20 protein-coding genes are annotated in these 24837 nt (G+C 26.7%); 6 read left to right on the top strand and 14 right to left on the bottom strand.

Annotation, left to right across the window (positions count from 1 at the left end; all coding sequences use genetic code 11):
- The first annotated feature begins 1263 nt into the window (after positions 1-1263).
- Positions 1264-2631 (top strand): MFS transporter, encoded by a 1368-nt coding sequence (locus tag AVBRAN_RS07775; protein ID WP_214149819.1) that lies wholly within the window; start codon positions 1264-1266, stop codon positions 2629-2631.
- Here AVBRAN_RS07775 and AVBRAN_RS07770 read toward each other — a convergent pair.
- Genes AVBRAN_RS07770 through glmU form a run of 7 tightly spaced genes read right to left on the bottom strand, consistent with a single transcriptional unit; the run spans position 2628 to position 8908 of the window.
- Complete coding sequence (locus AVBRAN_RS07770; RefSeq protein ID WP_239802986.1) at positions 2628-3458, bottom strand: 1-aminocyclopropane-1-carboxylate deaminase; 831 nt, start codon at positions 3456-3458, stop codon at positions 2628-2630. The genes AVBRAN_RS07775 and AVBRAN_RS07770 overlap by 4 nt on opposite strands.
- Entirely contained in the window at positions 3459-4484 is a 1026-nt protein-coding gene (locus AVBRAN_RS07765; RefSeq protein WP_239802985.1) for an LptF/LptG family permease, read from the bottom strand. It lies immediately after the preceding gene.
- Positions 4463-5233: an A24 family peptidase gene (locus AVBRAN_RS07760; protein ID WP_239802984.1), complete on the bottom strand. Its 771-nt coding sequence runs from the start codon at positions 5231-5233 to the stop codon at positions 4463-4465. The genes AVBRAN_RS07765 and AVBRAN_RS07760 overlap by 22 nt, the downstream gene beginning before the upstream one ends.
- On the bottom strand, positions 5223-5894 hold the full coding sequence (uppS, locus tag AVBRAN_RS07755) for a polyprenyl diphosphate synthase (RefSeq protein ID WP_239802983.1): 672 nt from the start codon (positions 5892-5894) through the stop codon (positions 5223-5225). The genes AVBRAN_RS07760 and uppS overlap by 11 nt, the downstream gene beginning before the upstream one ends.
- Entirely contained in the window at positions 5891-6466 is a 576-nt protein-coding gene (locus AVBRAN_RS07750) for a hypothetical protein (protein ID WP_214117337.1), read from the bottom strand. Before AVBRAN_RS07750 ends, uppS begins: the two co-directional genes overlap by 4 nt.
- Complete coding sequence (gene coaBC / locus AVBRAN_RS07745) at positions 6459-7622, bottom strand: bifunctional phosphopantothenoylcysteine decarboxylase/phosphopantothenate--cysteine ligase CoaBC (protein WP_239802982.1); 1164 nt, start codon at positions 7620-7622, stop codon at positions 6459-6461. Before coaBC ends, AVBRAN_RS07750 begins: the two co-directional genes overlap by 8 nt.
- Complete coding sequence (gene glmU / locus AVBRAN_RS07740) at positions 7622-8908, bottom strand: bifunctional UDP-N-acetylglucosamine diphosphorylase/glucosamine-1-phosphate N-acetyltransferase GlmU (protein ID WP_239802981.1); 1287 nt, start codon at positions 8906-8908, stop codon at positions 7622-7624. Before glmU ends, coaBC begins: the two co-directional genes overlap by 1 nt.
- A 73-nt stretch (positions 8909-8981) precedes the next feature.
- Here glmU and fliP point away from each other — a divergent pair, with 73 nt between their 5' ends.
- From fliP to AVBRAN_RS07720, 4 genes are read left to right on the top strand one after another with little or no spacing between them, the layout of a single operon-like run.
- Positions 8982-9716 carry a flagellar type III secretion system pore protein FliP gene (gene fliP / locus AVBRAN_RS07735; RefSeq protein WP_214117334.1) on the top strand — a complete coding sequence of 245 codons (735 nt, stop codon included), beginning with the start codon at positions 8982-8984 and terminating at the stop codon, positions 9714-9716.
- An 8-nt stretch (positions 9717-9724) separates the two neighbouring features.
- Complete coding sequence (locus tag AVBRAN_RS07730) at positions 9725-10981, top strand: TolC family protein (protein WP_239802980.1); 1257 nt, start codon at positions 9725-9727, stop codon at positions 10979-10981.
- 8 nt (positions 10982-10989) lie between these two features.
- Positions 10990-11721, top strand: a complete 732-nt coding sequence (locus AVBRAN_RS07725; protein WP_239802979.1) for an efflux RND transporter periplasmic adaptor subunit — start codon at positions 10990-10992, stop codon at positions 11719-11721.
- Positions 11722-14739: an efflux RND transporter permease subunit gene (locus tag AVBRAN_RS07720; protein WP_239802978.1), complete on the top strand. Its 3018-nt coding sequence runs from the start codon at positions 11722-11724 to the stop codon at positions 14737-14739.
- A gap of 33 nt (positions 14740-14772) precedes the next feature.
- On the opposite strand, the gene AVBRAN_RS07715 is transcribed toward AVBRAN_RS07720, so the two are convergent.
- The 7 genes from AVBRAN_RS07715 to AVBRAN_RS07685 form a co-directional block, all read right to left on the bottom strand.
- A complete protein-coding gene (locus AVBRAN_RS07715; RefSeq protein ID WP_239802977.1) occupies positions 14773-15444 on the bottom strand; it encodes a hypothetical protein in 672 nt (223 codons plus the stop codon).
- A 278-nt stretch (positions 15445-15722) separates the two neighbouring features.
- On the bottom strand, positions 15723-16811 hold the full coding sequence (locus tag AVBRAN_RS07710; protein ID WP_239802976.1) for a DNA adenine methylase: 1089 nt from the start codon (positions 16809-16811) through the stop codon (positions 15723-15725).
- On the bottom strand, positions 16811-18628 hold the full coding sequence (htpG, locus tag AVBRAN_RS07705; protein WP_239802975.1) for a molecular chaperone HtpG: 1818 nt from the start codon (positions 18626-18628) through the stop codon (positions 16811-16813). Before htpG ends, AVBRAN_RS07710 begins: the two co-directional genes overlap by 1 nt.
- Before the next feature lie 8 nt (positions 18629-18636).
- The gene (gene crcB / locus AVBRAN_RS07700) at positions 18637-19002 is read right to left on the bottom strand and encodes a fluoride efflux transporter CrcB (protein ID WP_214117327.1); all 366 of its coding nucleotides are present in this window, start codon (positions 19000-19002) and stop codon (positions 18637-18639) included.
- A complete protein-coding gene (locus AVBRAN_RS07695) occupies positions 18999-19682 on the bottom strand; it encodes a lysophospholipid acyltransferase family protein (RefSeq protein ID WP_239802974.1) in 684 nt (227 codons plus the stop codon). The genes crcB and AVBRAN_RS07695 overlap by 4 nt, the downstream gene beginning before the upstream one ends.
- The gene (locus AVBRAN_RS07690; protein ID WP_214117324.1) at positions 19666-20817 is read right to left on the bottom strand and encodes a hypothetical protein; all 1152 of its coding nucleotides are present in this window, start codon (positions 20815-20817) and stop codon (positions 19666-19668) included. Before AVBRAN_RS07690 ends, AVBRAN_RS07695 begins: the two co-directional genes overlap by 17 nt.
- Entirely contained in the window at positions 20817-22076 is a 1260-nt protein-coding gene (locus tag AVBRAN_RS07685; protein WP_239802973.1) for a S41 family peptidase, read from the bottom strand. Before AVBRAN_RS07685 ends, AVBRAN_RS07690 begins: the two co-directional genes overlap by 1 nt.
- Before the next feature lie 191 nt (positions 22077-22267).
- Here AVBRAN_RS07685 and AVBRAN_RS07680 point away from each other — a divergent pair, with 191 nt between their 5' ends.
- Positions 22268-24835 (top strand): ATP-dependent Clp protease ATP-binding subunit, encoded by a 2568-nt coding sequence (locus AVBRAN_RS07680; RefSeq protein ID WP_239802972.1) that lies wholly within the window; start codon positions 22268-22270, stop codon positions 24833-24835.
- Positions 24836-24837: the final 2 nt, after the last annotated feature.

Raw genomic sequence — 24837 nt, 5'->3', positions numbered from 1 at the left:
TATTAAAACAATTTAAAATAAAATTTTCATACTAATTAGATAATTTAATCAATTAATTTTAGCTTTCATAATAAAGTAAAATCATTATATTTTGCACTTATAATTTATACATCATAAAACATTAATTACAAAGTAAAACAATTAAAATATATATTATGAAAATAATTTATTTTTATAAGATTTTGCTATGTATTGATTAAACATTTTATAATTTTTCTCTCTTGAGTAATTCTTTAATACTAGGCTTTATGCTATTAAATTCATTGATATAATTTTTATAAATAAATTCTATAATCTTTAAAATTTTGGTTATTAATAATATATAATAAACTTTTCTTTAAACCACCAATGTATTACATAAAACTCTTTGTATCCAACAATAATATGTAATATAGTAGATAAAAAATGTTCTACTCTATTACATAAAAAATAAAAAATGTTCTACTCTATTACATAAAAAATAAAAAATGTTCTACTCTATTACATAAAGCTCTTTGTATCCAACAATAGTATGTAATATAGTAGATAAAAAATGTTCTACTCTATTACATAAAAAATAAAAAATGTTCTACTCTATTACATAAAGCTCTTTGTATCCAACAATAGTATGTAATATAGTAGATAAAAAATGTTCTACTCTATTACATAAAAAATAAAAAATGTTCTACTCTATTACATAAAGCTATTTGTATCCAACAATAGTATGTAATATAGTAGATAAAAAATGTTCTACTCTATTACATAAAGCTCTTTGTATCCAACAATAGTATGTAATATAGTAGATAAAAAAATGTTCTACTCTATTACATAAAAAATAAAAAATGTTCTACTCTATTACATAAAGCTCTTTGTATCCAACAATAGTATGTAATATAGTAGATAAAAAAATGTTCTACTCTATTACATAAAGCTCTTTGTATCCAACAATAATATGTAATATAGTAGATAAAAAAATGTTCTACTCTATTACATAAAGCTCTTTGTATCCAACAATAATATGTAATATAGTAGATAAAAAAATGTTCTACTCTATTACATAAAAAATAACAAATGTTCTACTCTATTACATATTTTTATGTTATCAATACTTGCATATTATAAAAGTATTATTGTGTTAAAAACTATAGCTATGCTTTCAGGTTTATCGCTATATATTCATTAATATTGTAAAAATAAAAATTATTCTTTATATAGCTCAATAATTAATACTATTTTAAAACAACTTTAAATAAAATTACTATTATTTTATTTAAAGGATTAAAGATGATTTCTTTTTTAAGACCTGTCAAAAAGGATAGGGTGGTTAAAGATGATGAGTTGCTAAGCACTTATTATAAGTATAGAAAACTTTCGTTAAGTGGTGTGTTTGTTGGTTATATGGGATATTATTTAGTAAGAAACAATATTACCCTATCTACTCCATTAATTAAGACTGATTTAGCAGTAAATAATTCTGATATAGGTTTAATTACTGGTTCTATGTTAATTGCTTATGGTATTAGTAAAGGCGTTATGAGTGCTTTAAGTGATAAGGCTGACCCAAAAAGATATATGGCTTTAGGTCTTATTTTATGTGCGTTAATTAATGTATTATTAGGCTTTTGCAATGCTTTATATGCTTATGTAGGTGCTGTTATTGCACTTGGAGTTTTTCAAGGAATGGGCGTTGGACCTAGTTTTATTACTCTTGCTAATTGGTATCCTAAAAAAGAAAGAGGAATTTATACTGCTATTTGGAATATAAGCCATAATATTGGAGGGGGTTTGGTAGCTCCAATTATTTCTAAATCTGTTTTAATATTATCTCCTGTATTAGGGATTGCTGCGGCTGATTTTAATGCTACTTATTGGAAAGTAAATCACTTTTATGTCCCAGCAATTTTAGCCTTGTTAATTAGTGTTTATGTTTTATACGCTGTTAAGGGTAATCCTAAAAATGAAGGGTTAAAAGAATTAAACGAGATTAATAAATTAAGAGGTTATGAAGAAGATATTAAAAACTCAGCTTCAACTACTGATTTAAGTAGTAAAGAAATATTTGTTAAATATGTTCTAAAAAACCCTAATGCTTGGTATGTTGCTTGGATGGATACTTTTGTTTATATGATTAGATTTGGGTTGATAAATTGGCTTCCTATTTATCTTTTATCTGTAAAAGGCTTTAGTAAAGAGCAAATGCATACAGCGTTTTTATTCTTTGAATGGGCTGCAATTCCATCAACAATGTTAGCAGGAATTATATCTGATAGATTATTTAAAGGATATAGAATGCCACCTGCAATTCTTGCTGTTTGTATAATATTTTTTATGATTATTGGATATTTTACGAGCGATAATATTTACTACACTATATTTTTTGCAGCAGCAGCTGGGTGTTTAGTATATGTGCCACAATTTTTAGCAAGTGTTCAAACTATGGAAGTTGTTCCTGCTTTTGCTGTAGGTTCTTGCGTTGGTCTTCGTGGGTTTATGAGCTATGTCGTAGGAGCTTCTTTAGGAACTATGCTTTTAGGTGCTATGGTTGATGCTTTTGGTTGGAATGCAGGTTTATATATGCTTTTATTTGCTTGTATTATGTGTATTGTGTTTTCTTTACTTTGCCACTTTGGTGCTAAGAATAAGAAATTTTAATTTATGAGATTATATTTTTTATTATAACGAAGTTCTAAATTCTTAGAACCAATTAATCCGCCTTGATGAATGTATAAGATATTTTCTTTTAGTTCATCAAGGTTTTCATAAATTGCCTTTAAGCAAACGCTATCATAAAGCAAATCAAACTCAATATCACTAATATTTTTTGTTAATATAAATAGCTCTTCATAAAGATTTGCAAAATGATATTTTCTAGCAGTTTTTAATAATTTTAGCTTGGAATTTGGATTAAGTTTGTTTATTTGTTTTACAAAATATTCATTAGCATTTACGCAAGATGCTGTAAAAACTCTAGCATTTGAGAGTGTGCTTAGATATTTTTCAAGATAAATCGCACTTGTATAAGTCCCACTTGCTAATACTACATCACAATCTAATTCATTTACAATTTTTGCTATTTCTTTTGCCATTTTATAAAAGCCAAATCTAGCATAATCTTCACAAACACCTTCGCTAATTAAAAAGCTATTATTATCATTTTTATGCAAAGTTTTTGCAAATTTTTTAGGATTATTCGCATAATAAATCACAGCGTTATTTTCTAATGCACTTTTTAAATTCCCACTAATTTCGCATCTTCTAGCACATACAAAAGAAAAATTATAATTATTATTTTTAGTCCAGAGTGCTAGTGCTTGCATAGCATTTGATTGACTTGAGCCATAGCAGATTATGTGTTTATAAGGGAGTTTTAAGTCTTTAAATATATCTAATTTTCTTGCTTTATTGCCATTAATTTCGCCTAATAAATCATCTCTTAAAATAATCATATTTTTATTAAAAATCTTAAGAGTTGAAAACATTTAATACCTTGATAAAATCTTTTTCCTAAAGCAAATCTTAGAAATTATTAGCGAAGTGAAAAATACAAAAGTAATAGTATAAAAATGATAATTTAAAAACATCATCATAGGAACTAGATAAATTATCAAAAACACAAGCATAGCTAAATACTCGTGGCTTTTTTCATACCTTGAGCTAATAATGCTAAATGCTAGTGCGTAATGAACACTTGCAATAGGAAGTAGGCTAAGTAGGATATAGATTACTAATTCTTTTGATTTTGAAGGGGTTTTATAATCTTTCCAATAGTCTTTAAATGATTGAATATTAGTAATTTTTGAATTAATTAAGGTGCTAAAGCTAAGGTTTTTAATCTTTGCAATTTCTGTATTTTGCTTGAAATTATACAACATTACATTGTCTAAATTAAATGTGATTTTATTATCTTCGTTTAGGATTGTTCCTTGATTAGCTAATAATATTTGTTCGTTTTTAGAATTTGTTTTTGGCAAATACAAAACAATATTTTTATAAATTCCATTCTCTAATTCATCTGCAAAATATATATAATCTCCTAATTTTTGACCAAAATTAGCATTTTTAAGATTAATTTTAGAAAAGGCTTTTTTATAATCAATAAAATTATCATATAAAGAAAAACTAAGCGGCATTAAAACTATGCTAATTACTAATAAAACCAAACTTACTATAAAGGCTAAAAAGCTAATAAAATTAGCTATTTTTCTAGGGTTTAATCCTAGAGAAAAAAGCATAATTATTTCGTTTTCTTTAGATAATCTTAGAATACACATAAAACAGGTAATAAAAAAGCTAATAGGAGTAGTAAAAATGATGAGTTTTACACTCATAAGAGAATATAATTTAAATAATTCATATAAGCTTAATTCTATATAAGAAGTAATTTTTGCTATTTGAAATAAGACAATGATAGAGCTTACTAAAAATAGCGTTAAAAATATTGATAAAAAAGAGCCTATGAATTGTCTAAATAAATATTTTTTAATCATTGCACATAATCTAAACAAAATTGCCCAACGCTAGGGAAAAACCATACTAAAGCAAGTCCTATGCTTAAAAATGGTATGAAAGGAACTTGTATGTTTTCCTTGCCTTTTATTCTTAGATACATAAAAACAGGCAAACTCACAACAGCTCCTAAAAATATAGCCACAAAACCAAGTTTAATTCCTAATAAGGCTCCAATTAATGCCATTATTTCAATATCAGCTTCGCCCATTACTTGAATACATTCATCATCGCTTTTTGCCTTTGCATTCATTATGCTCTCTATTAAAGATTTTAGCAAATACGCACCACCTGCAAAGATTAAAGCATCTTTAAAACTACTTATTGAATGAGTATAAATTAGAGCAAAAATCAAAGTTAGCATTAAAGTAAAGCTAGGCACAGCAAGGTAGCGAACATCAATAATGCAAAGTGCAAATAATAAGCTAAATGATAATGCTAAGCAAATAGAATAAGCAAGATTTTCTAAACTATTAATATCTATGCAATATAAAAATATAAAGCCAACAATTAGCTCAATTAATGGATACTGAATGCTTATTTTGCTTTTACAAAACCCACATTTACCACCTAAAACTAGCCAAGAAATAATAGGGATATTGTGATAGAATTTCAATTTGTTATTACAGCTTCCACAAGAACTTGGCGGATAAAAAACACTTTTTCTCTCAGGTAGTCTTAAAATCAATACATTTAAAAACGAGCCAAAAACAAGCCCAAATATAAAAACCAAAATACTAAACTCCACCGAAATTCCTTTTACAAATTCTATAATTTTTAATAATTTCTTTTAATTCATCTTCTTTAAAATCAGGAAATAAAGTAGGGGTAAAAACAAACTCTGCATAAGCACATTGCCAAAGTAAGAAATTTGAAATCCTAAAATGTCCGCCCGTTCTAATCAATAAATCAACATTGTTTTTAATATCTAAATATTTATTAAAATTATTTTCATCTATTTCTTCATCACTTGCTTTTAATTTTTTAAAAGCTCTTAAAATCTCATCTTTTCCGCCGTAATTTATGCCTAGATTAAAAATAATTCTTGAGTAATTTTTAGTTTTTTCTTCAAACTCATTAATTAAATTCTTAGTATCCAAATCAAGAACACTAATATCTCCAAAGCTTTTAAATCTAATTTCATTTTTTATAAAATTGTTTAATTCACTAGATAAGTATTCTTTAAGTAATTTGAAAATAAACTCAATTTCTTCTTTAGGTCTTTTCCAATTTTCGGTAGAAAATGCAAATAAACTAAGCTCTAAAACGCCTTCTTCAATACAAGCTTTTACCAATCTTTCAATAGTTTTTGCACCTGCTTTATGCCCGAAACTTCTTAATAAACCTTGATTTTTAGCCCATCTACCATTACCATCCATAATGATTGCTAAATGATTTAACTCGTTCATAAATTTCCTTTATAACTAAGGCTAAAAAAATCATCTTTATAAGTAGTCAATTCTACATTTTGCGAATATTCAAAGCAGATTTTTTGAACCTTAGAAAAGCTAGTTAATATTTTATTATCATTTAAAAAAAGGCTTAATTTAGCAAAAACATCATAATAAATTGCTAATTCATTTTTTTTCTTTCTATATTCAATTAATATAGGTTTTCCTTCAAGCAAACAAGGTAAATATAAAATATCTTCATTCAAAGCAAAAAGCATTGTTTTATAGCATTCATAATCTGATTTTTGATTTGTTTGGATTAATGAATTAATTAGCGTGTATTTAAAATCATCTCTAAAAGCGATTTTTAATAACTCAAAACAATCATAATCAATATAGGCAAAAACCTTATCAGCTTGAAGATTTTTAAAGACTAAACTATCATAAATTTCAGCTAAATAATAAGTGTTTGGCTCTAAATTAATGTTTGATTTTGTGGTTAATTCTTTTTTACCAATTAATAATTTGTAGCGATTAAACATTAATTTATCAATTACTTTAAATTTAATTGGCAAAACATCATTAAACATCAGCTTTTACTCTATCAAAAATAATTTTTGCTAAGTTTTCTTTAGTATCAAAATACCCTTCGCTAATGCCTGAATAATCACAGAAAAATATTTCGTTTTTACTTGAGCCAAATTGAGTATGTTCTCCTAAAATATTAAGACATAATAAGCTTAAACCTTTATTTACTAAAGCTTTTTTTGCATTATCATAGGCAGTTTTTTCATCACACTCTAGTTTAAAGCCGATTTTTTTACCCGAAAAATTAAAAGTAGCTAATAAATCATCATTAGGTCTTATTTTGATATTAAATTCTTCATCAAATTCATCTCTTTTTATTTTTCTTTCTTGTTTGATAGGGATAAAATCACTAACTGCAGCACACATAAATAAATAATCAAATTCTTTATAATCTTGCATTAAGGCTTTTAATTCAGCACTTGTATCGTAGCTTAATTGTGTGAAATTTTCATTTTTAATCTCATCACATCTAGCCTTTAAATACACCACATTTGCACCCCTTAAATAAGCTTGTTTAGCTAGTGCATCTGACATAGTTCCACTTGAATAATTTCCTATATTTCTTACTAAATCAATGCTCTCACGAGTGCCGCCACCTGTTATTAAAATATTTTTTCCCATATAGAATTTATCTTTATAAATTTCTCTTAAAGTTGCTAGAAAAATATCTTTTGTATTAGCTAAAGCTCCTATGCCAAATTCTTTACAAGCTAAGGTTTTGCTAATTGGCTTTACTATTTTTATACCTAAACTCTTTAAATATTCTAAGCTTTTTTGTGTTTGACTTGCTAAATACATATTAGTATTTGCTGCAGGTGCTATTATTAGTGGTTTGTTTGAAGCAATTAAGGTGCTTAAAAATACATTATCACAAACTCCATTAGCTAGTTTATTTATTGAATTAACACTAGCAGGAGCAAATACAACAGCATCACAATCTTTTGAAAACATTATGTGATTTTTATCATTTTCCCAGCTTTCATTCTCACTTGTTAAAACGCTCTCGCATAATGCTTCATAAGCTAATTTATTTACGAATTTCAAAGCCCCATCACTTAATAAAGCTTTTACTTTAATTCCTTCTTCTTTAAACATAGAAATTAATTCAAAGCTTTTATAAAAGCTAATACTTCCACTAACACATAATAATACTTTCATTAAAAATCCTTAAAATTATTAAAAATCACGCCTTTATTACGCTCTATAAATAAATCTTTTGCTTTTAATTTAGCAGCGTCTTTATTGCTAATCGTGCTACCTGCTGCAATTAAAGTATCGCTAGGTATGTTAATTGGTGCTATTAGGTTTGAGTTTGAGCCTATGAAGACATTTTTACCGATTTTGCTTAGGTGCTTGTTTTTGCCATCGTAATTACAAATTATCACACCACAGCCAATATTTACACCACTACTAATCTCACAATCTCCTAAATAAGCTAAATGCCCAGCTTTTACATTTTCTAATTTTGCATTTTTGCATTCTACGAAATTACCGATTTTACTATCTTTAATAACGCATTTTGGACGAATTCTAGCCATTGGCCCTATGCTTGAATTAATTATCTCACTATTTTCTATAACGCTATTTGCTAAGATTTTTGAGCTTTTTATAATAGAATTTGCCTTAATCACAACTCCACTTTCAATCTCACAATCATTACTAATTTGTGTATCAAGCTCTATGAAAATACTATCTTTATTATGCATAACAACGCCATTTATAAGCAATTCATCTTTTATTCTTTTTTGCATAATTTGCTCGGCTTGTTCTAAATCTAATTTATTATTAATGCCTAAAAACTCAATCTCATCAAAGGTGCATTCGCTAACGCTTATTTTATCATCTATAGCCATTTTGATAATATCAGTTAGATAATATTCTTTTTGAGCGTTGTTGTTATTTAGCTTAGGAATGTAAGTTTTTAATATATCTTTACTTATTTTATAAATTCCTGCATTACATAAAGTGCATTTTAATTCTTCATTGTTTGCATCTTTTGTTTCTACAATTTTACTTATTTTATCGTTTTCTTTAATCACTCTTCCGTAAGAATTAGCACTATATTTATTAAAAGTGCTTAAAACTATTTTAGAATTTGTATTAGCTATAATTTTTAGACTATTTTGTGTGATTAAAGGCATATCAGCATTTAAAATCAACGCTTCTTCGTATTTTGGCTCATAATTTATTAAAGCCCCGCCTGTGCCTTTATGATTTTGCATATCTTGATATATATATTTTAAATTAGAATAATCTTTTAAATGCTCTTTTATAGCGTCTGCTTGATGATGTAAAATCAAAGTTATATCATCACTAAGTTGCAAAGCATTTTCAATAATAATTTTAATTAAAGATTTCCCACAAATTGTATGCAAAGGTTTTGCTAAATTACTATTCATTCTAGTGCCAAAACCAGCTGCTAGTATTACTATGCTTAATTTCATATTTTTCCTTTAGATTTTAAGAAAATGTTAGCAAGTTTTGGATAACATTTTTAAAAACTATTTAAGGAAATTAGTGAAAAAACTATTGCTTTTATTATTGTTTTCAGTGTTTATTTATGCTGATACTCCACTTAGCGTTCCTACATTAAATCTAAATCTAAGCGCACCAGAAACGCCTAGCCAATTAGTAACTACTTTAAATGTAGTCATAGTTTTAACTATATTGGCTCTAGCTCCTAGTATTATATTTGTATGCACTTCGTTTTTAAGATTAGTTATAGTGTTTTCGTTTATGAGACAAGCTATGGGAACACAAGCAATGCCGCCTAATACAATTTTAATATCTTTAGCACTTGTGATAACTTTTTTTATAATGCAACCAGCTGCTAATAAATCTTATGAAACAGGCATTAAGCCTTATTTGGAAGAAAAAATAGGCTATGAAGAAGCATTTGCATTAAGTGTTAAGCCGTTTAAAGAATTTATGCTTAAAAATACTAGAGAAAAGGATTTAGCACTATTTTATCGCTTAAGAAATATTGATAATCCTAAGAGTATTGATGATGTGGATTTAGTAACTTTAGTTCCTGCTTTTATGATTAGTGAATTAAAAACTGCATTTGAGATAGGATTTTTGCTATACTTACCTTTTTTAGTAATTGATATGGTTGTATCATCAGTATTAATGGCTATGGGTATGATGATGTTGCCGCCGGTTATGATATCTTTACCATTTAAAATTCTAATTTTTGTCTTAGTCGATGGTTGGAATTTATTAATTGGTAATTTGGTTAAAAGTTTTACATAGGAAAAAATATGAAAAAATTATCTTTAATTTTATTAAGTCTTAGTTTGCTGAATGCAACTAGCTTAAAAACTATGCTAGAAAGTATTGAGAATAATGAGCAATTAAAAGCTAAAAATTATGAAACTTTAAGCAAAGAAGAAAGTGCAAAAAGCGTAAAATACAAATACTATCCTAGTGCTACTTTACAAGTTGGATTTGTTAGTTTTGATTATGATAGATATATAATAAATCCAAATAATTTAACAAATGTAAGTGTAGCAATAGATGCTTTAATTTATGATGGTAAAAGAAATTCTAATATAAATCTTGCGAAAAAAAATCACGAATTAAGTCAAATTGAATTAGAAAAGGCTAAAAATGAATTGGAATTTAATTTAGCAAGTTTATATTATTCTTATTTAGCTTTAATGGAAAATATTGAATATAAAGAGCAGAATTTAAAATATTTAAATGCGAGTTTAAGTAGATTAGAAAATTTAAACAAAGTAGGCTTAAGACCTAATGATGAGCTAGAAATATTTAGAGCAAAAGTAGAATTAAATAAAAGTGAATTAAATAATTTAAATTATCAAAAAGATGAGATATTAAGTAATATTTATTTAATAACTAATAATAATTTTATTCCTACAAAAGGCAGTGCTATTATTTATGAAGATAGTTCTAATAAATCTTATGATATTAAAATAAATTCTTTAAAAGAAGAGATGAGTGAGCTTAATAAGGATTTATCATTAGCACCATTTAAACCTACTATTTTTGTAAAAAATATTGTGGGATTTTCAAAAAATAATTTCAATTATTCTTTATATGCTCCGTTTGATATGATAGTAAAAGAAAGAGTAAAAGAAAAAATGTTTTCAAATATATTTATGCTAGGTTTATCTTGGAATGTTTTTTCTTTTGGAGCTGACAAAAAGGCATATGAGAGTGCAAAACTTAGTAATTTAGCCGCTAAAGAAATGAATATATATAGTAAAAAATCAGTTAGTGAAAAGGAAAAACTATTAATTCAAAAAATTGCATCTATACAAGAAGAAATCAATGCTAATGAAAAGCTTTTAAATGCTAGCAAAATTGCTTATGAGAGTATTGCTAAAAAATATGAAGCTGGACTTGTTGGATATGTTGAATATTTAAATTCTTTAGAAACTATGCAAGGAGCTTTGGCGAAGCTTAGCTTAAGTAAAGCTAAATTTGAAATATCTAAGGCAGAATTATTACTTGCTAAAGGTATCATTATTAAAGATTTTGTAATTGATTTATAGGAGAAATATTGAAAAAATTAGTAATTTTATTGATTAGTATTAATTTATTTGCTGATTCTATTTATGCGAGTTTTGATGTGGTTGCTCAAAAAAGTGCTAAATTATCATTGCAATCTTTTGGTATTGTAAATAAAATAAATGTAGATGTTGGTAGTAGTGTAAAAAAAGGCGATGTTTTATTAGAACTTGATAGCTCAATTGAGCAAGTTGGATTAGAAGAATCAAATGTTCAACAAAAATTAGCAAATGAAGCTTTAGTTTTAGCTACAAGCACTCTTAAAAGATATGAACAAGTAAAATCAGTATTAAACGAACAAATTTTAGATGAAATTAACTTTAAAAAAAGTGAAGCAGAACAAAAATTAAAATCAGCAAAAATGTCTAGTAAAAAATATGAAACATTAATAAATCAAAAAAAATTAAAAGCCCCTTTTGATGGAATAATTACGGCAAAATATATTGAAGTTGGAGAAGGCGTAGCAAGCCCTAATCAGCCATTATTTATTTTGGATAGTTACCCTGAAGTTAAATTACTTTTAAGTTTTGATGAAAAATACTCTGATAAAGTTAAAGTAGGTAATACTTATGAATATAGTATAAATGGCTTAAATATGAAAGGTGTAATTAGTAAAATATATCCAAATATTGATATAAAAACTAGAAAAATTTATGCAGAAGTCTTAGCAAGTGACATACAAATTGGTTCATTTGGAGATGGTTATATTATTACGGATAAATAAATGTTAAAAATTGCAATTAATAGACCTGTTACTATTTTAATGACCTTTTTAGGGTTATTGTTTTTTGGTGTTATATCAATTTTTACAATGCCTATTAATTTATATCCTAATGTTGATATTCCACTTGTAAAAATTACAACATTTGCAAATGCTGATTTAAGCTATGTAGAATCTCAAATTACTAAAAAATTAGAAAATCAAATATCTGGTGTAAGTCAAATCAAAAGAATTACTTCAAAAAGTTTTAATAATTTAAGTGTAATTGCTGTGGAATTTGAATTAGGAAGAGATTTAGAAATAGCAGTAAATGATATTCGTGAAAAAATATCAAAAATAAAATTAGAATATCCACCTAGCGTTGAAAAAGTCTCATCTGATGCAGGTGCGGTTATGAGTATTTTTATTTCATCTAAGCAATTAGATGATAAGGCTTTGATGCAAATTATTGAAGATGATATAGAAGGTGATTTCCAGCGTATAAAGGGCGTTGGAGAAGTTAAAATGGTAGGTTATTTAAAAAATAACATAAAAATAGATTTAAATTTAGATGAATTAAATAAATACCATATTAATTCTTTAGATGTAGCAAAACTAATAAAAATGCAGAATTTTAAAACTTTTTTAGGAAGTATTGAAAATGAAGCTAAAAATATAACTATTAAAGGTTATTTCGACTCAAATAGTATAGAAGAATTAGAGCAATTAAGAATAGCTCCAGGAGTATTTTTAAAAGATGTAGCAGATATTAGTATAGGATATACTTTAAAAGATAGTTATGCTCATTTTAATGGAGATAATGGGGTTTTAGTAGAGCTTAAAAAAATCACAGGTCAAAATAGCTTAGAAGTTGCTAAAAATATTAAACAAGCCTTAATAGGTATTCAAGATTATCATAAAAATATAGAATTTGAAGTTGTTTATGATAAATCAGAAAATATTACAAAGCATATAAATCAAGTTGTATTTGATATGTGTTTAGGGGTGATTTTAACAATTTTAATAGTATTTTTATTTTTAAGAAATATTAGTGCTACTATTATTGCTAGCATTGCAATTCCTACTTCAATTATTTCAAGTTTTTTTCTAATAGATTTATTTGGATACGATTTAAATCGTTTGACATTAATAGCACTTACTTTATCTATTGGTATATTCGTAGATGATGCAATAGTTGTAATTGAAAATATTAGTAAAAAAATTAAGGCAGAGAAAAATGCTTTATATGCAAGCTATGAAGGTATTAAGGATATTGCTTTTTCTGTATTTAGTATCAGTATAGTTTTATTATGCGTGTTTATTCCGATTTCGTTTATGAATAGTATTTCTGGTTTGTTTTTTAATACATTAGGAATGAGTGTTGCCTTTGGAGTAATTATATCGTTTTTAGTTTGTGTATTTTTAGTCCCAACCATTAGTGCTAGGTTTTTAAATACCAACGAGAGTAAATTTCACGATAGAACAGAAAAATATTTTATTAAATTAGAAAGTTGGTATGAAAATACACTTGATACTATATTAGAATATAAAAAGATTTTTATAGGTATTATTTTAATTTTATGTGCTTTATCTTTTTCTTTAGCACCTAAAATAGGACTTGATTTCTTACCTATGGAAGATGATAGCGAACTACAAGTTCAAATAGAATCTAAAAAAGATTTATCAATAGAAGTTATGGAAGCTAAATCTTTAGAAGTCTTAAAGCAAATTAAAGAAAATAAAAATGTAGATTATGCTTATTTATTAGTAGGCTACGATGATGCAAAAGATAGAAAAAAATCTAAAATATATGTTAAGCTAAAACCTTTAAATGAAAGAACCGAAAGACAAAAAGAAGTAGTATCTAATCTAAGAGATAGTTTGAGTTTAAAAGAATTTAAAATCAAAGTTTTAGAAATACCTAAATTTGAAGGTGCAGGTATTGATGAGCCAGTTCAATTTGTATTATTGGGTGATGATTTTTCTTCTTTAGTAAGTGCTAGTAGAAGAGCGAAAAATATTTTAAGTGAATTAAAAGGTGTTGTTGATATTAGTGATGATATTGATGCTTATGCAGATGTTTTAGCTATTTATATAGATAAAGAAAAAGCAAGAAAATTAAATGTAAATACCCAAGAATTAGCAGGGATAATTCAAACTTCTTTTGCACACGCTAATGTCGGGGTATTGGATGGTTTAAAAGATAGCAAAGATATATTTATTCAACTTGAAAAAGTATCTAAAGAAGATATGAAATCGCTTGAGAAAATACAAATAAGAACTATGGATAATAATTTAATTAGCCTATTAAATGTAGTAAATATTAGGCTAATTAAGGATAGTAGTAGTATTAATAGACTTAACAAAACTCGTTCAGTAAAAATTACTGCAGGGGTTGATAGAGTTTCTTTAGACGAGGTTAAGGCAAAACTAGAAACTAATATGAGTAAGATTATGCAAAATACTGGATTAAGATATACATTTACTGGTTTTATTGACCTTTTAGAAGAAACGATTATTGGTTTTATTATGGTTATGATTTTGTCGTTTTTATTAATTTATTTAGTATTAGCAGCTCTTTACGAAAGCTTTATTGTTCCATTTGTAATAATGATTACAATGCCACTTGCGTTTGCAGGAGCTTGTATTGGTCTTTATTTGACAGGCAATACATTTTCTTTATTTGTTTTGGTTGCTCTTATTTTGTTATTTGGAATGGTTGGCAAAAATGCAATTTTATTAATTGATGTTGCAAATAAATTATGTGATAGCGGAGTAGGGGTTAAAGAAGCTCTTAAAATAGCGGGCAAAAGTAGAATTAGAGCGATATTAATGACTACGATTGCTATGATTTTTGCAATGCTACCTTTAGCTATTTCACACGGAGCTGGTTATGAGAGCAATTCTCCTATGGCAGTTGCAGTAATTAGTGGTCTTATTAGTTCAACCATATTAACACTTTTTGCTATTCCTGCAATTTATGAAGTATGCTATAAATTAGATAGAAAGTTAAAAAGAATTTATAAAAGAGATTTAATTTAAGGTTTTTTATCTTTTGGATAAAAAACCTAAGTTTTAAAATGAATAGCCTAATCCTATTCCAAAATTAACGCCTTTACCTACTAAATTATTATCATAGCCTACTTTTACTTGAGTATAAAACCCATTAAGTTGTCTTGAAATACTATAACCTAATGATATATCTCCTGATAGGACTGATTTTTCTTTTATATTATTGTTTGTGTAGTGCTTAGCAAATAATCTCATTCCAAGTATTAAATTGCTGTCCAAATACGATTTAGCAGCAATTCCTAGCGTTAATAGATTTGATTTTAAATTCTTATTAAAATTAGCGTTTTTTATAATATCACTACTTAAATTATATTTAGCCTTTTCATATCCTACACCGCCTAATAAAGAAAGCGATATATTGTAAATATCATTATAAAATCCATATCCACCTAAAGCTGTGAAATTATATAAATCAATATCAGTTTTGCTTCCTTGATTGCCTATAAAAAATCTTGAATATATATTAAAATGGCTAAAATCTATCCCACCTACAAAATCATTGTCATAATTATCCATTTTGTATAAATATACACTTGCGTTTAAGGTGCTAGATAAATCATTATCAAAAATATTATTTTTGTCTTTAATACTTGCACCTAGAGTGTTAAATTCTATAAAAGTTTGAGATATTAATAAATTGCTACAACAAAGTAAAGAAAAAATGATTTTTTTCATAAAAACTCCTTAAATAATTTATACAAATAATATTTGCATAGGTAATTATATTTTAAATATTATATCTATGGATAATATAAATAATAATTTTTATTAATTAGTATTTTTATTAAATAATAAAGCTTTTTTGATTTATAAGATACAATTTTAAATTCTTTTAATAAAAATATAAATATTTATGATAATTTTAAGTCTTTATTATAAGTAGTATATTTTGTAGATAAAAACAAGGCTTTAGGTAATTTTTGTGATTAAGCATATTAAATCATATATTATTTTTATATTTTTTTAAGGATATATAAAATCTCTTTTACATGGATTTTACGATTGTTTAGATTTCTACTTGCTCTAAAGGTATTATATTTTTGCTCTAATATATTTAAGCTACCAAATTTTAAAAGAGTATTTTTAAATTCATCTTCACTTATTATGCCTTCGTTGTTATATGAGATTAAAATTATTTTTGCTTTTAGATTGTTTATTAGCTCAAAAAAGCTTTCGCTAGCTGTTTTTTTAGAATTATAAACGCTTTTATTCCAATCCTTTGTAATACCTGAAACCTTAGAAATATCTTGTGGTTTAATATAATTTGTAATTAGATTTAGCATAAAATAATTTGAGCCATAAGGGTGTTGATTGTAAGGTGGGTCAATATAGCATAAATCACAATCAAGCTCATTTGCTAAAACATTTGCGTCTTGCCAAAACACATTAAAAGGCACATTATGGTTTGAAAAAATAGGCATTGCTAATTCAATATTAGCAATGATTCTACTAAGAGCATTTTTGCCACTTCCGCCCCATTCTCCTATGCCGTTTTTATTCTTGTAAAAGCCTTTAAAAACACCACTTGTATTTACTTTTACACTAGCTTCATATAAAAGTGGTGCTAAAAAGTATTTTTTATATTTGTGATTTTCTAGCAATAATCTTGCTGTATCAATATAACTAGCATTATAATTTGTATAAAAAGCTCTATCATTTTGAGTGATATTTAGCTCATCTTTAGGAGAGTAAAGCTCTCTTATAAAGCCGTTTTCATTAAAATTATTAATGATTTGTTCTTTTAGTTTTTTATGCTCTATTTCAAGCTCTTTATAAAAATTATTATCAATATTTGATAAATAGCATTCATTGATTGCTTTACTATAACTTTCTAAATCATTTGCTATTAAATAGCTTGAGTGTTGTTTTAAAAATCTTGCGACAATGCCACTGCCACTAAACAAATCAACCGAGCTTAATTTATCTTTTTTAAGCTCGGTTTTTGCATATTTTACGCCTTTTTCAATAAAGCCTAATAATGAGCGTTTATTGCCTAAATAAGTAATTATTTGTTCGCTTAAATAGGCTTTGTTTTCTTGCATTAAAACGCTTTTTTAGCTAGATTTATAACAGCTTCGTTAAACTCACTAACCTTAGCAAATTCTAAGCCTTGAGCAAGTGCTGCGGTGCCATAAGCTATAAATGCTAGATTTTTAAGGCTATCTTCGTTATTTTCGTTTATTAGTTTTGCTACTAATTCGTGTTTTGCATTTAGTTGTAAAACGCCTTTAGCATTCATTTTTTCTCCGCTAAATTGAGCCATCATTTTAGCCATCATATATTCTTGGTCTTTAGTATCATAAACTAAGCTTGATAATGAGCTTTCTAAAGAATTAGATAAAACTACTTCTTTTACATCATTTTCTAATATTTTGCTTAATTTTTCACAAAAGCCTTTTTGCTCTTCGTTTAATTCATCTTTTTTGATTTCATCAACTTCGTTTATAGCTTTTAAATCAAAATCTTTATATTTATGAACCATAGGAATTACGATTGGGTCAATCTTGTCGCTTAAAAGCAATACATTTATGCCATTTTTTTTGTAGCTTTCAAGTAAAGGTGAGTGTTTTAATAATTCTTTGTTTTCACCGATTAGATAATAAATAGTTTTGTTTTCGCCTAAATTAGCACAATATTCATCAAGTGTGATTTGAGTATCGTTTTGACTATTATCAAATTTGCATAATGCTAAAATTTCATCTTTGTTTGCACTTGGGTCAAACAATGCTTCTTTTAATACAGCACCAAATAATTTATAAAACTCATCATATTTATTAGCGTCATTTTTTTGTAATTTTTCTAATTCGCCTAAAATCTTTTTAGTGCTGATTTCTTTGATTTTTCTTAAAATTACATTTTCTTGTAGTATCTCACGACTTACATTTAAAGGTAAATCCTCAACATCAAGCACACCTTTAATAAATCTTAAGTAACTTGGTAAAATCTCTTCTTTTTCGCTAATTAATACTCTTTTTACATAAAGTTTTATACCTTTTTCATAATCTACTCTATATAAATCGTGTGGAGCATTTGCAGGGATAAAAAATAAGCTTGAATATTCTAAAGAACCGCCCTCGCTTTTAGTATGAACATATAAAATCGGCTCTTTACTATCATAACTTATGCCTTCATAGAATTTTAAATAATCTTCTTTTTTAAGGCTTGCTTTGTTTTCTCTCCATAAAGCTTTTGCTTTATTGATTTGCTCGAATTTTAATTCAGTTTTAGCGTTTTCTCCTTCGCCAACACTTATCTCTTTTTCTAAGAAAATCGGATAAGAAATATGATTTGAATACTTGCTAACTAGGTTTTCAATAGTGTGAGTGTTTAAAAACTCATCATCTTTTAAATGTAGAACTATTTTTGTGCCAAAACTATCTTTATTTGTTTTAGTGATTTCATAACCATTTGTATCAGAACTCCATAAAAACGAATCATTGCTTAAGGCTTTTTTAGTATAAACTTCAATTTTATTTGCAACCATAAATGCTGAATAAAATCCAACACCAAATTGACCTATCAAATCGCTATTTTTCTTAGCATCTTCGCTTAAATTTTCTAAGAATTTCTTAGTTCCACTTGAAGCAATTGTGCCTAAATTATTATTTAAATCAGCTTCGTCCATACCTATGCCGTTATCTTCTATGATTAATAATTTAGCGTCTTTATTAATACTAATTTTAATACTAGGATTAAAGCTAATTCCTTTATAAGCTTCATCGCTAAGGTTTAAGAAATTTAGCTTATCTATAGCGTCGCTTGAGTTTGATATAAGCTCTCTTAAAAATATTTCTTTATTTGAGTAAAGTGAATGAATCATTAAATTAAGTAATTGATTTACTTCGGTTTTAAATTCCATATTTTCTCCTATTTAAAAAAATTTAAAGCAATATAAGTTGCTATTAGTCCAAATACTACATTTAAAATAATATTTGCACTAAAGGCAACGAAGCCTAATGATTTTAATAATGTTATGCTCTCATAAGTAATTGATGAAAAAGTAGTAAAAGCACCTAAAAATCCTACTACTATTAATAATCTTATCTCGTTTAAACTCTCGTAATTTTTAGCTAGTGCATAAAATAATCCTATCAAAAAACAGCCTATTAAATTAACGATTAATGTCCCAGCTATAAAGAATTTAAAATCAAAATTACGATTTATAAAAGTGCTTAAAATATATCTTAAAACAGCACCAATGGCTCCACCTAAAGCAACCATAAAAATATTCACTCATTAGCCTTGAAATATTCATTAATTGCTTCTTGCATTAAGTCTTTTGCATTGTCTAATTCATTAGCTTTTAGTGGTTGTAAAGGTATTATTGTAAGTTTTTTACCTAAGTGAATTGTTATTCTTTTACTATCTAAAATCTCTTTTGAACCAATAATTACAACAGGTTGAACTAAAACATCTAACTTAGTAGCTAGCATTGAAGCGCCTTTTTTAAATCTTAATAATTCATAGCCATCACTTCTAGTTCCTTCAGGAAACATAGATATGTTTCTATTATTATTTAATCTATCGTTTGCTTCATTTATAACTCTTACGAAATCTCTTGCGTTTTCTCTATCTATTGAAATCATTTTAGGTAGTTTTATGATATTTCCAAAGAAAAATAATTCTTCAATCTGTTTTTTTGCAATCCAAGCTAAATCGTATGGATATACATCTTCAAGTGCGATAATATCTAGCATTGAGCGATGATTTAGGATAATCATTCTTGCATTAGGATTAAAATCGCCTTTTATTTCTATTTTATAACAGCATAATTTACGGATAAATTTTGCCCAAGTTTTTCTAATAACCCAATTTTTTTTAGGGAAAATAAACATTAAAACAATTACGAAAGCAATGCTGATTGCTATAATTATTGCTAGAAAAATACTTAAGATTTTATTCAATATCTTCATTTTTTACCCAACCACTTGTATTTTCATCAAGTGCTATTTTCACAAAATTGTCTTTTTTGGTTATGATTTTTACTTCTTTTATGTCAGTATTTTTATAAAAAATAGTTGAATTATTAGTTGGTAAAATTCTAACACTTGCACCTGATTTTAATTTAGCACTACTAAAATTCCCACCATCAATAAAGCTAAAAGCCACAAAAACTATAGCAAGTGCTATTAAAGAAAAAAACCTTTTAAAAATTACTACAATTATGAGACAAATTACAGCTAAGATTAAGCTTCCAATTTGTAAATAAAAATTAATTTCTTTTGTTATTGGATTTAAGTCTGTTTGAGTGCTTATTTCTTCAGATTCTACTATGATTTTATTAGAATATTCTATGAATTTATTTTCTAATGGGTCATAATATGAAAAAGAGAAATTTTTCATATTATTAGGAAAAATTAAAGCAATTGAGCATTTTGCATTTTCATAGTCTTTTCCGACATTTGTAATGCTTTGCGATTTTGCAGTTTTTAAAGAAAAATTATTAAAATTAGTGTTATTTGCTTTTGCGTCCATTCCACATATAACGCTAGTTTCATCATATTCAGTGCATTTTAAATTCGTAATTTTTAAATCACTTGCAACTAACTCTACATAATCTTTATTAAATTTTAATTCTTCAATTTTTAAATTATCTAGGCTGATTTTAGCATTTCCTACTTCTTGAGTATTTCTAAATAACTTAGCATCAATTGAGTTTAGTTTAGCATTTGCTGTATTTGCTTGAAAATAAACACGAGTAGTATAAATTCCATTTTCGCTATTAAATTTAATATCTTTATTTAATTGTTGCATATCAATGCTTTTTTCAAAATTAATTTGCGGAGTAAAATTTGTTTTGTAATTAGAATTAATTGTTATATCTATATAAAAAACTTCTTTAGTTTTTACAGAATTTTTTGAAAAATTAGCATTAATAGCAAGTTCTACTTTATCATTAAATTCTTCTTTAATATCGCTAGTAAAACTATTTGCATCTTCATTATTTTGATTAAGGTTTGTATAAACTTGAGCGTCCATTACACTTAATTCTTTTGATGGAGCTGCAAATAAAATACTAGCAAATATCAAAAAGATTATTTTCTTCATTAATTTCCTTTAATTACTAAGATTTTTAAAGCATCAATTGCTGATTTTAATTGAGAATCTTCATTGATTTGCTCTTGAGTTAGTGTATTTTTATCGGTTTTGTTTTCTTTTTTACCATCAATTTTTTCTAATTCATTTTCTAGGTGCTTTTTAAGTTCGCTTTCTTTTATACTAAAGCCACTATCTTCAGTATTTACCTTACCAGGATACGCAATAATATCAGGAGTAACTCCTACTGCTTGAATTGTTCTTCCACTTGGTAGATAGTATTTTGCAATTGTTAGTTTTATACCTTCTTTATCATTGATTTCTCTAATCATTTGAACACTTCCTTTGCCAAAAGTCTTCTCACCAACAATAATCGCTCTTTTTCTATCTTGCATAGCTCCACTTACGATTTCGCTTGCACTTGCACTTCCACCATTTACAATTATACTAATAGGTATTTTTGTATTTATTGCAGCACCTTTAATTGCTAAAGTATCTATTTTAGCACTTTCATCTCTTCCTTTTTGAGATACTAAAATACCTTTATCAATAAATAAATTCAATAAATCTGTAGCTTGATTTAATAAACCACCTGGATTGTTTCTTAAATCAATTACTATCCCTTTAATATCCTTATTAATAGCTAATGCGTCTTTTACTTTACTTACAACATTTCTATCAAAACTTGTAATTCTAATGTATAAAAAGTCTGTATTTTCTATTTTTTTAGTATAAACGCTTTCAACTTTTATAATATCTCTTGTTATCGTAAAATCTAGTGGCTTTTTCTCGCCTTTTCTATATATTGTAATATTAATCTTAGTATTTGGTTTGCCACGCATTTTAGAAACTGCGTCATCAAGATTCATTCCTATCGTGCTTTCATTTTCAATTTTTAAAATAACATCGCCTGATTTTATACCAATTTTATCAGCAGGTGTTCCTTCAATTGGTGCAATAACGGTTATTGCATTATCTTTAATTGATAAAGTCATTCCAAGACCGCCAAATTCTCCGTTTGTGCTTTCTTGTAAAGATTTGAAATTCTTTTCATTTAAAAATGCTGAATGTGCGTCAAGATTACTCAATAATCCTTCTAAAGATTTATCCACAAGTTGCTCTATACTGATTTCATCAACATAATTTGCTTCAATCATTCTAAAAGTTTTAATAAGCTTTGAAAATGCTTGTCTTTCAGCTTCTTCATCAGTTTTTGCAAACAACGAAATTCCAAGTGCAACACACAAAAATATCTTTTTATTAAAATTCACGATAGCTCCAATAAGATTTAAGATTAAAGCTGTGATTTTAACGCAATTTTTTAAATACAAGTAAGCAATTATGTGTATTTTTAAATAAAAAACTTAGCACTTAATATATTTAAGTGATAAATTTAATTTTATACTTGACAATAATAGACTAAAGTAATATAATGCGAACCATATCAATTAAAGGAGATAATATGAATATTCAAGATAAATTAACAAATCAATTTAATGAAACTTTAAGTCAAGCAGTAAGCTTATGTGTATTTAATAAAAATCCAAATATAGAACCATTTCATATTTTATGGGCTATTGCTAATGATTCAAGCTCTATTCTTAATCAAGTATTTAATAAATTATCAATAGATAAAACTGCAATTTCACTAATGCTAAAAAGCAAGGCTGATAATTTAGTAAAAAGCGATGGAGTAAATGCTAATAATGTAAAACCTAGCAATGCGCTTTTAACTTCACTTGAAAAGGCTATTGGATTTGCTTTAAGTAAAGGTGATAGCTACTTAAGCACTGATATGTGGATAATTAGTGAGTGTGATAAGGGTGGAATTTGTGAGTTATTAAAAGATTATTTAGATTTACTTGTATTAAAAAGCGAATTAAATGCTTTAAGAGGTGATAGAAAAATTAGTGACAAAGAGCAAGATGACATAAGTAATAAAGAATTAGAAAAATACACCACAAATCTAGTTGAATTAGCAAAATCAGGCAAACTTGACCCAATTACAGGAAGAGATAATGAATTAGAAAGGCTTATGCAAATCTTAATTAGAAAAAGCAAAAATAATCCTATTTTATTAGGTGAGCCAGGAGTTGGTAAAACAGCTATAGTAGAAGCTCTAGCTCAAGCAATTGCTAATAAACAAGTGCCAAGCTCTTTAGCTAATAAACAAATATTAAGTCTTGATTTAGCAGCACTTGTTGCAGGAGCAAAATACCGCGGGGAATTTGAAGAAAGACTTAAAAATATAATTGAAAGTGTAAAAGCAAATCCTAATATCATAATTTTTATTGATGAAATTCATACAATATTAGGTGCAGGTGCAAGTGAAGGAAGTATGGATGCTGCTAATATACTTAAACCTGCTTTAAGTAGGGGCGAGTTTAAAACCATTGGTGCAACCACTTTAAAAGAATATAAAAAATATTTTGAAAAAGATGCTGCAATGCAAAGAAGATTTCAAAGCATAATTGTGAATGAACCAAGCGTAAATGATGCAATAGCAATGCTTAGGGGTCTTAAAGAAAGATTAAGCGCTCATCATAATGTAAGTATTAATGATAAAGCTTTAGTAGCTGCTGTTAAGCTTAGTAATCGTTATATTCAAGGAAGATTTTTGCCTGATAAAGCAATAGATTTAATAGATGAAGCTGCGGCTGAACTTAAAATGCAAATTGAAAGTGAGCCAAGTGCTTTAAGAAATGTAAAAAATAATATCGTTAGATTAAGAGTTGAAAAAGAAGCTTTATTAATGGAAGGCGAAGAAAAAAATAAAGAAAGATTAAAAGAAATTGAAAATGAATTAAGTGAATTTAGCGAAGAAGAAAGAAAATTAAGAATGAAATTTGAAAACGAGCAAAGAGTATTTGCTGAAATTTCAAAGAAAATGAACGAGATTAATAATTTGCAAAATGAAGCAAATATTGCAAAAAATAAAGGAGATTATCAAAAAGCAGGAGAGATTGAATACGGAAAAATCCCACAAGTTAAAAATGAGCTTGAGAATGCTAAGGCAAATTGGCAAGAGTTAAAACAAAGCGGAACTTTACTTAAAAACGAAGTTGATGATGAACAAGTCGCATTAATTTTAGCAAAAATGACAGGAATAAAGGTTAGTAAATTACTAAGCAATGAGAGTGAAAAATACTTAAATCTTGAAAATAATTTACAAACTCGTGTGGTAGGACAAGATAAAGCTATAAAAGCTCTAGCTCGTGCAGTAAGGGCAAATAAAGCAGGGCTTAGTGATAGCAATCGTCCTATAGGAAGCTTTTTATTCTTAGGGCCTACAGGAGTTGGTAAAACTGAATTAGCAAAAGCAATTGCAAAAGAGCTTTTTGATGATGAAAAGGCTTTAATTCGTTTTGATATGAATGAATATGCTGAAAGTTATAGAGTAAGCAATTTAATAGGTTCTGCGGTTGGTTATGTAGGAAGTGATGAAGGCGGACAATTAACAGAAGCTGTTAAAAATAGACCTTATTCGGTGCTACTTTTTGATGAGATAGAAAAAGCTCATCCTGAGATATTTAATATATTTTTAAATATGTTAGATGAAGGAGCTTTGAGTGATAACAAAGGCTTTAGGGTTGATTTTAAAAACACTTTAATAATATTTACAAGTAATATTGGAGCAGCTAAGTTTGTAGATATTAAAAATGAAAAAGAAAGAAATGAATTAATAAATAAAGAATTATTAAAATACTTTAAACCTGAATTTGTAAATAGGCTTGATGAAATAGTAGGATTTAATGCTTTAAATAAAGATTTATGCTTACAAATTGTTGATATTTTACTTAAAAATACTAGCAATAAATTAGCTGAACTTGGAATTGGCTTTAGTATTAGTGAGAATGCAAGATTAGAAATTTTAAATCTAGGATATAGTGATGAATATGGTGCTAGAGCCTTAAAAAGAACTATATATCAAGAAATTGATTCAAGACTTAGTGAGCTTATTTTACAAGGGAATTTGAAATCTTTTGTAGAAGTTGATTTTGATAAGGAATTTATATTTAATACGAAATAATT

Origin of the sequence: Campylobacter sp. RM12651, from assembly GCF_022369475.1 — a bacterium.
Classification (GTDB): domain Bacteria; phylum Campylobacterota; class Campylobacteria; order Campylobacterales; family Campylobacteraceae; genus Campylobacter_E.
This window is presented reverse-complemented; position numbering and strand designations above follow the sequence as displayed.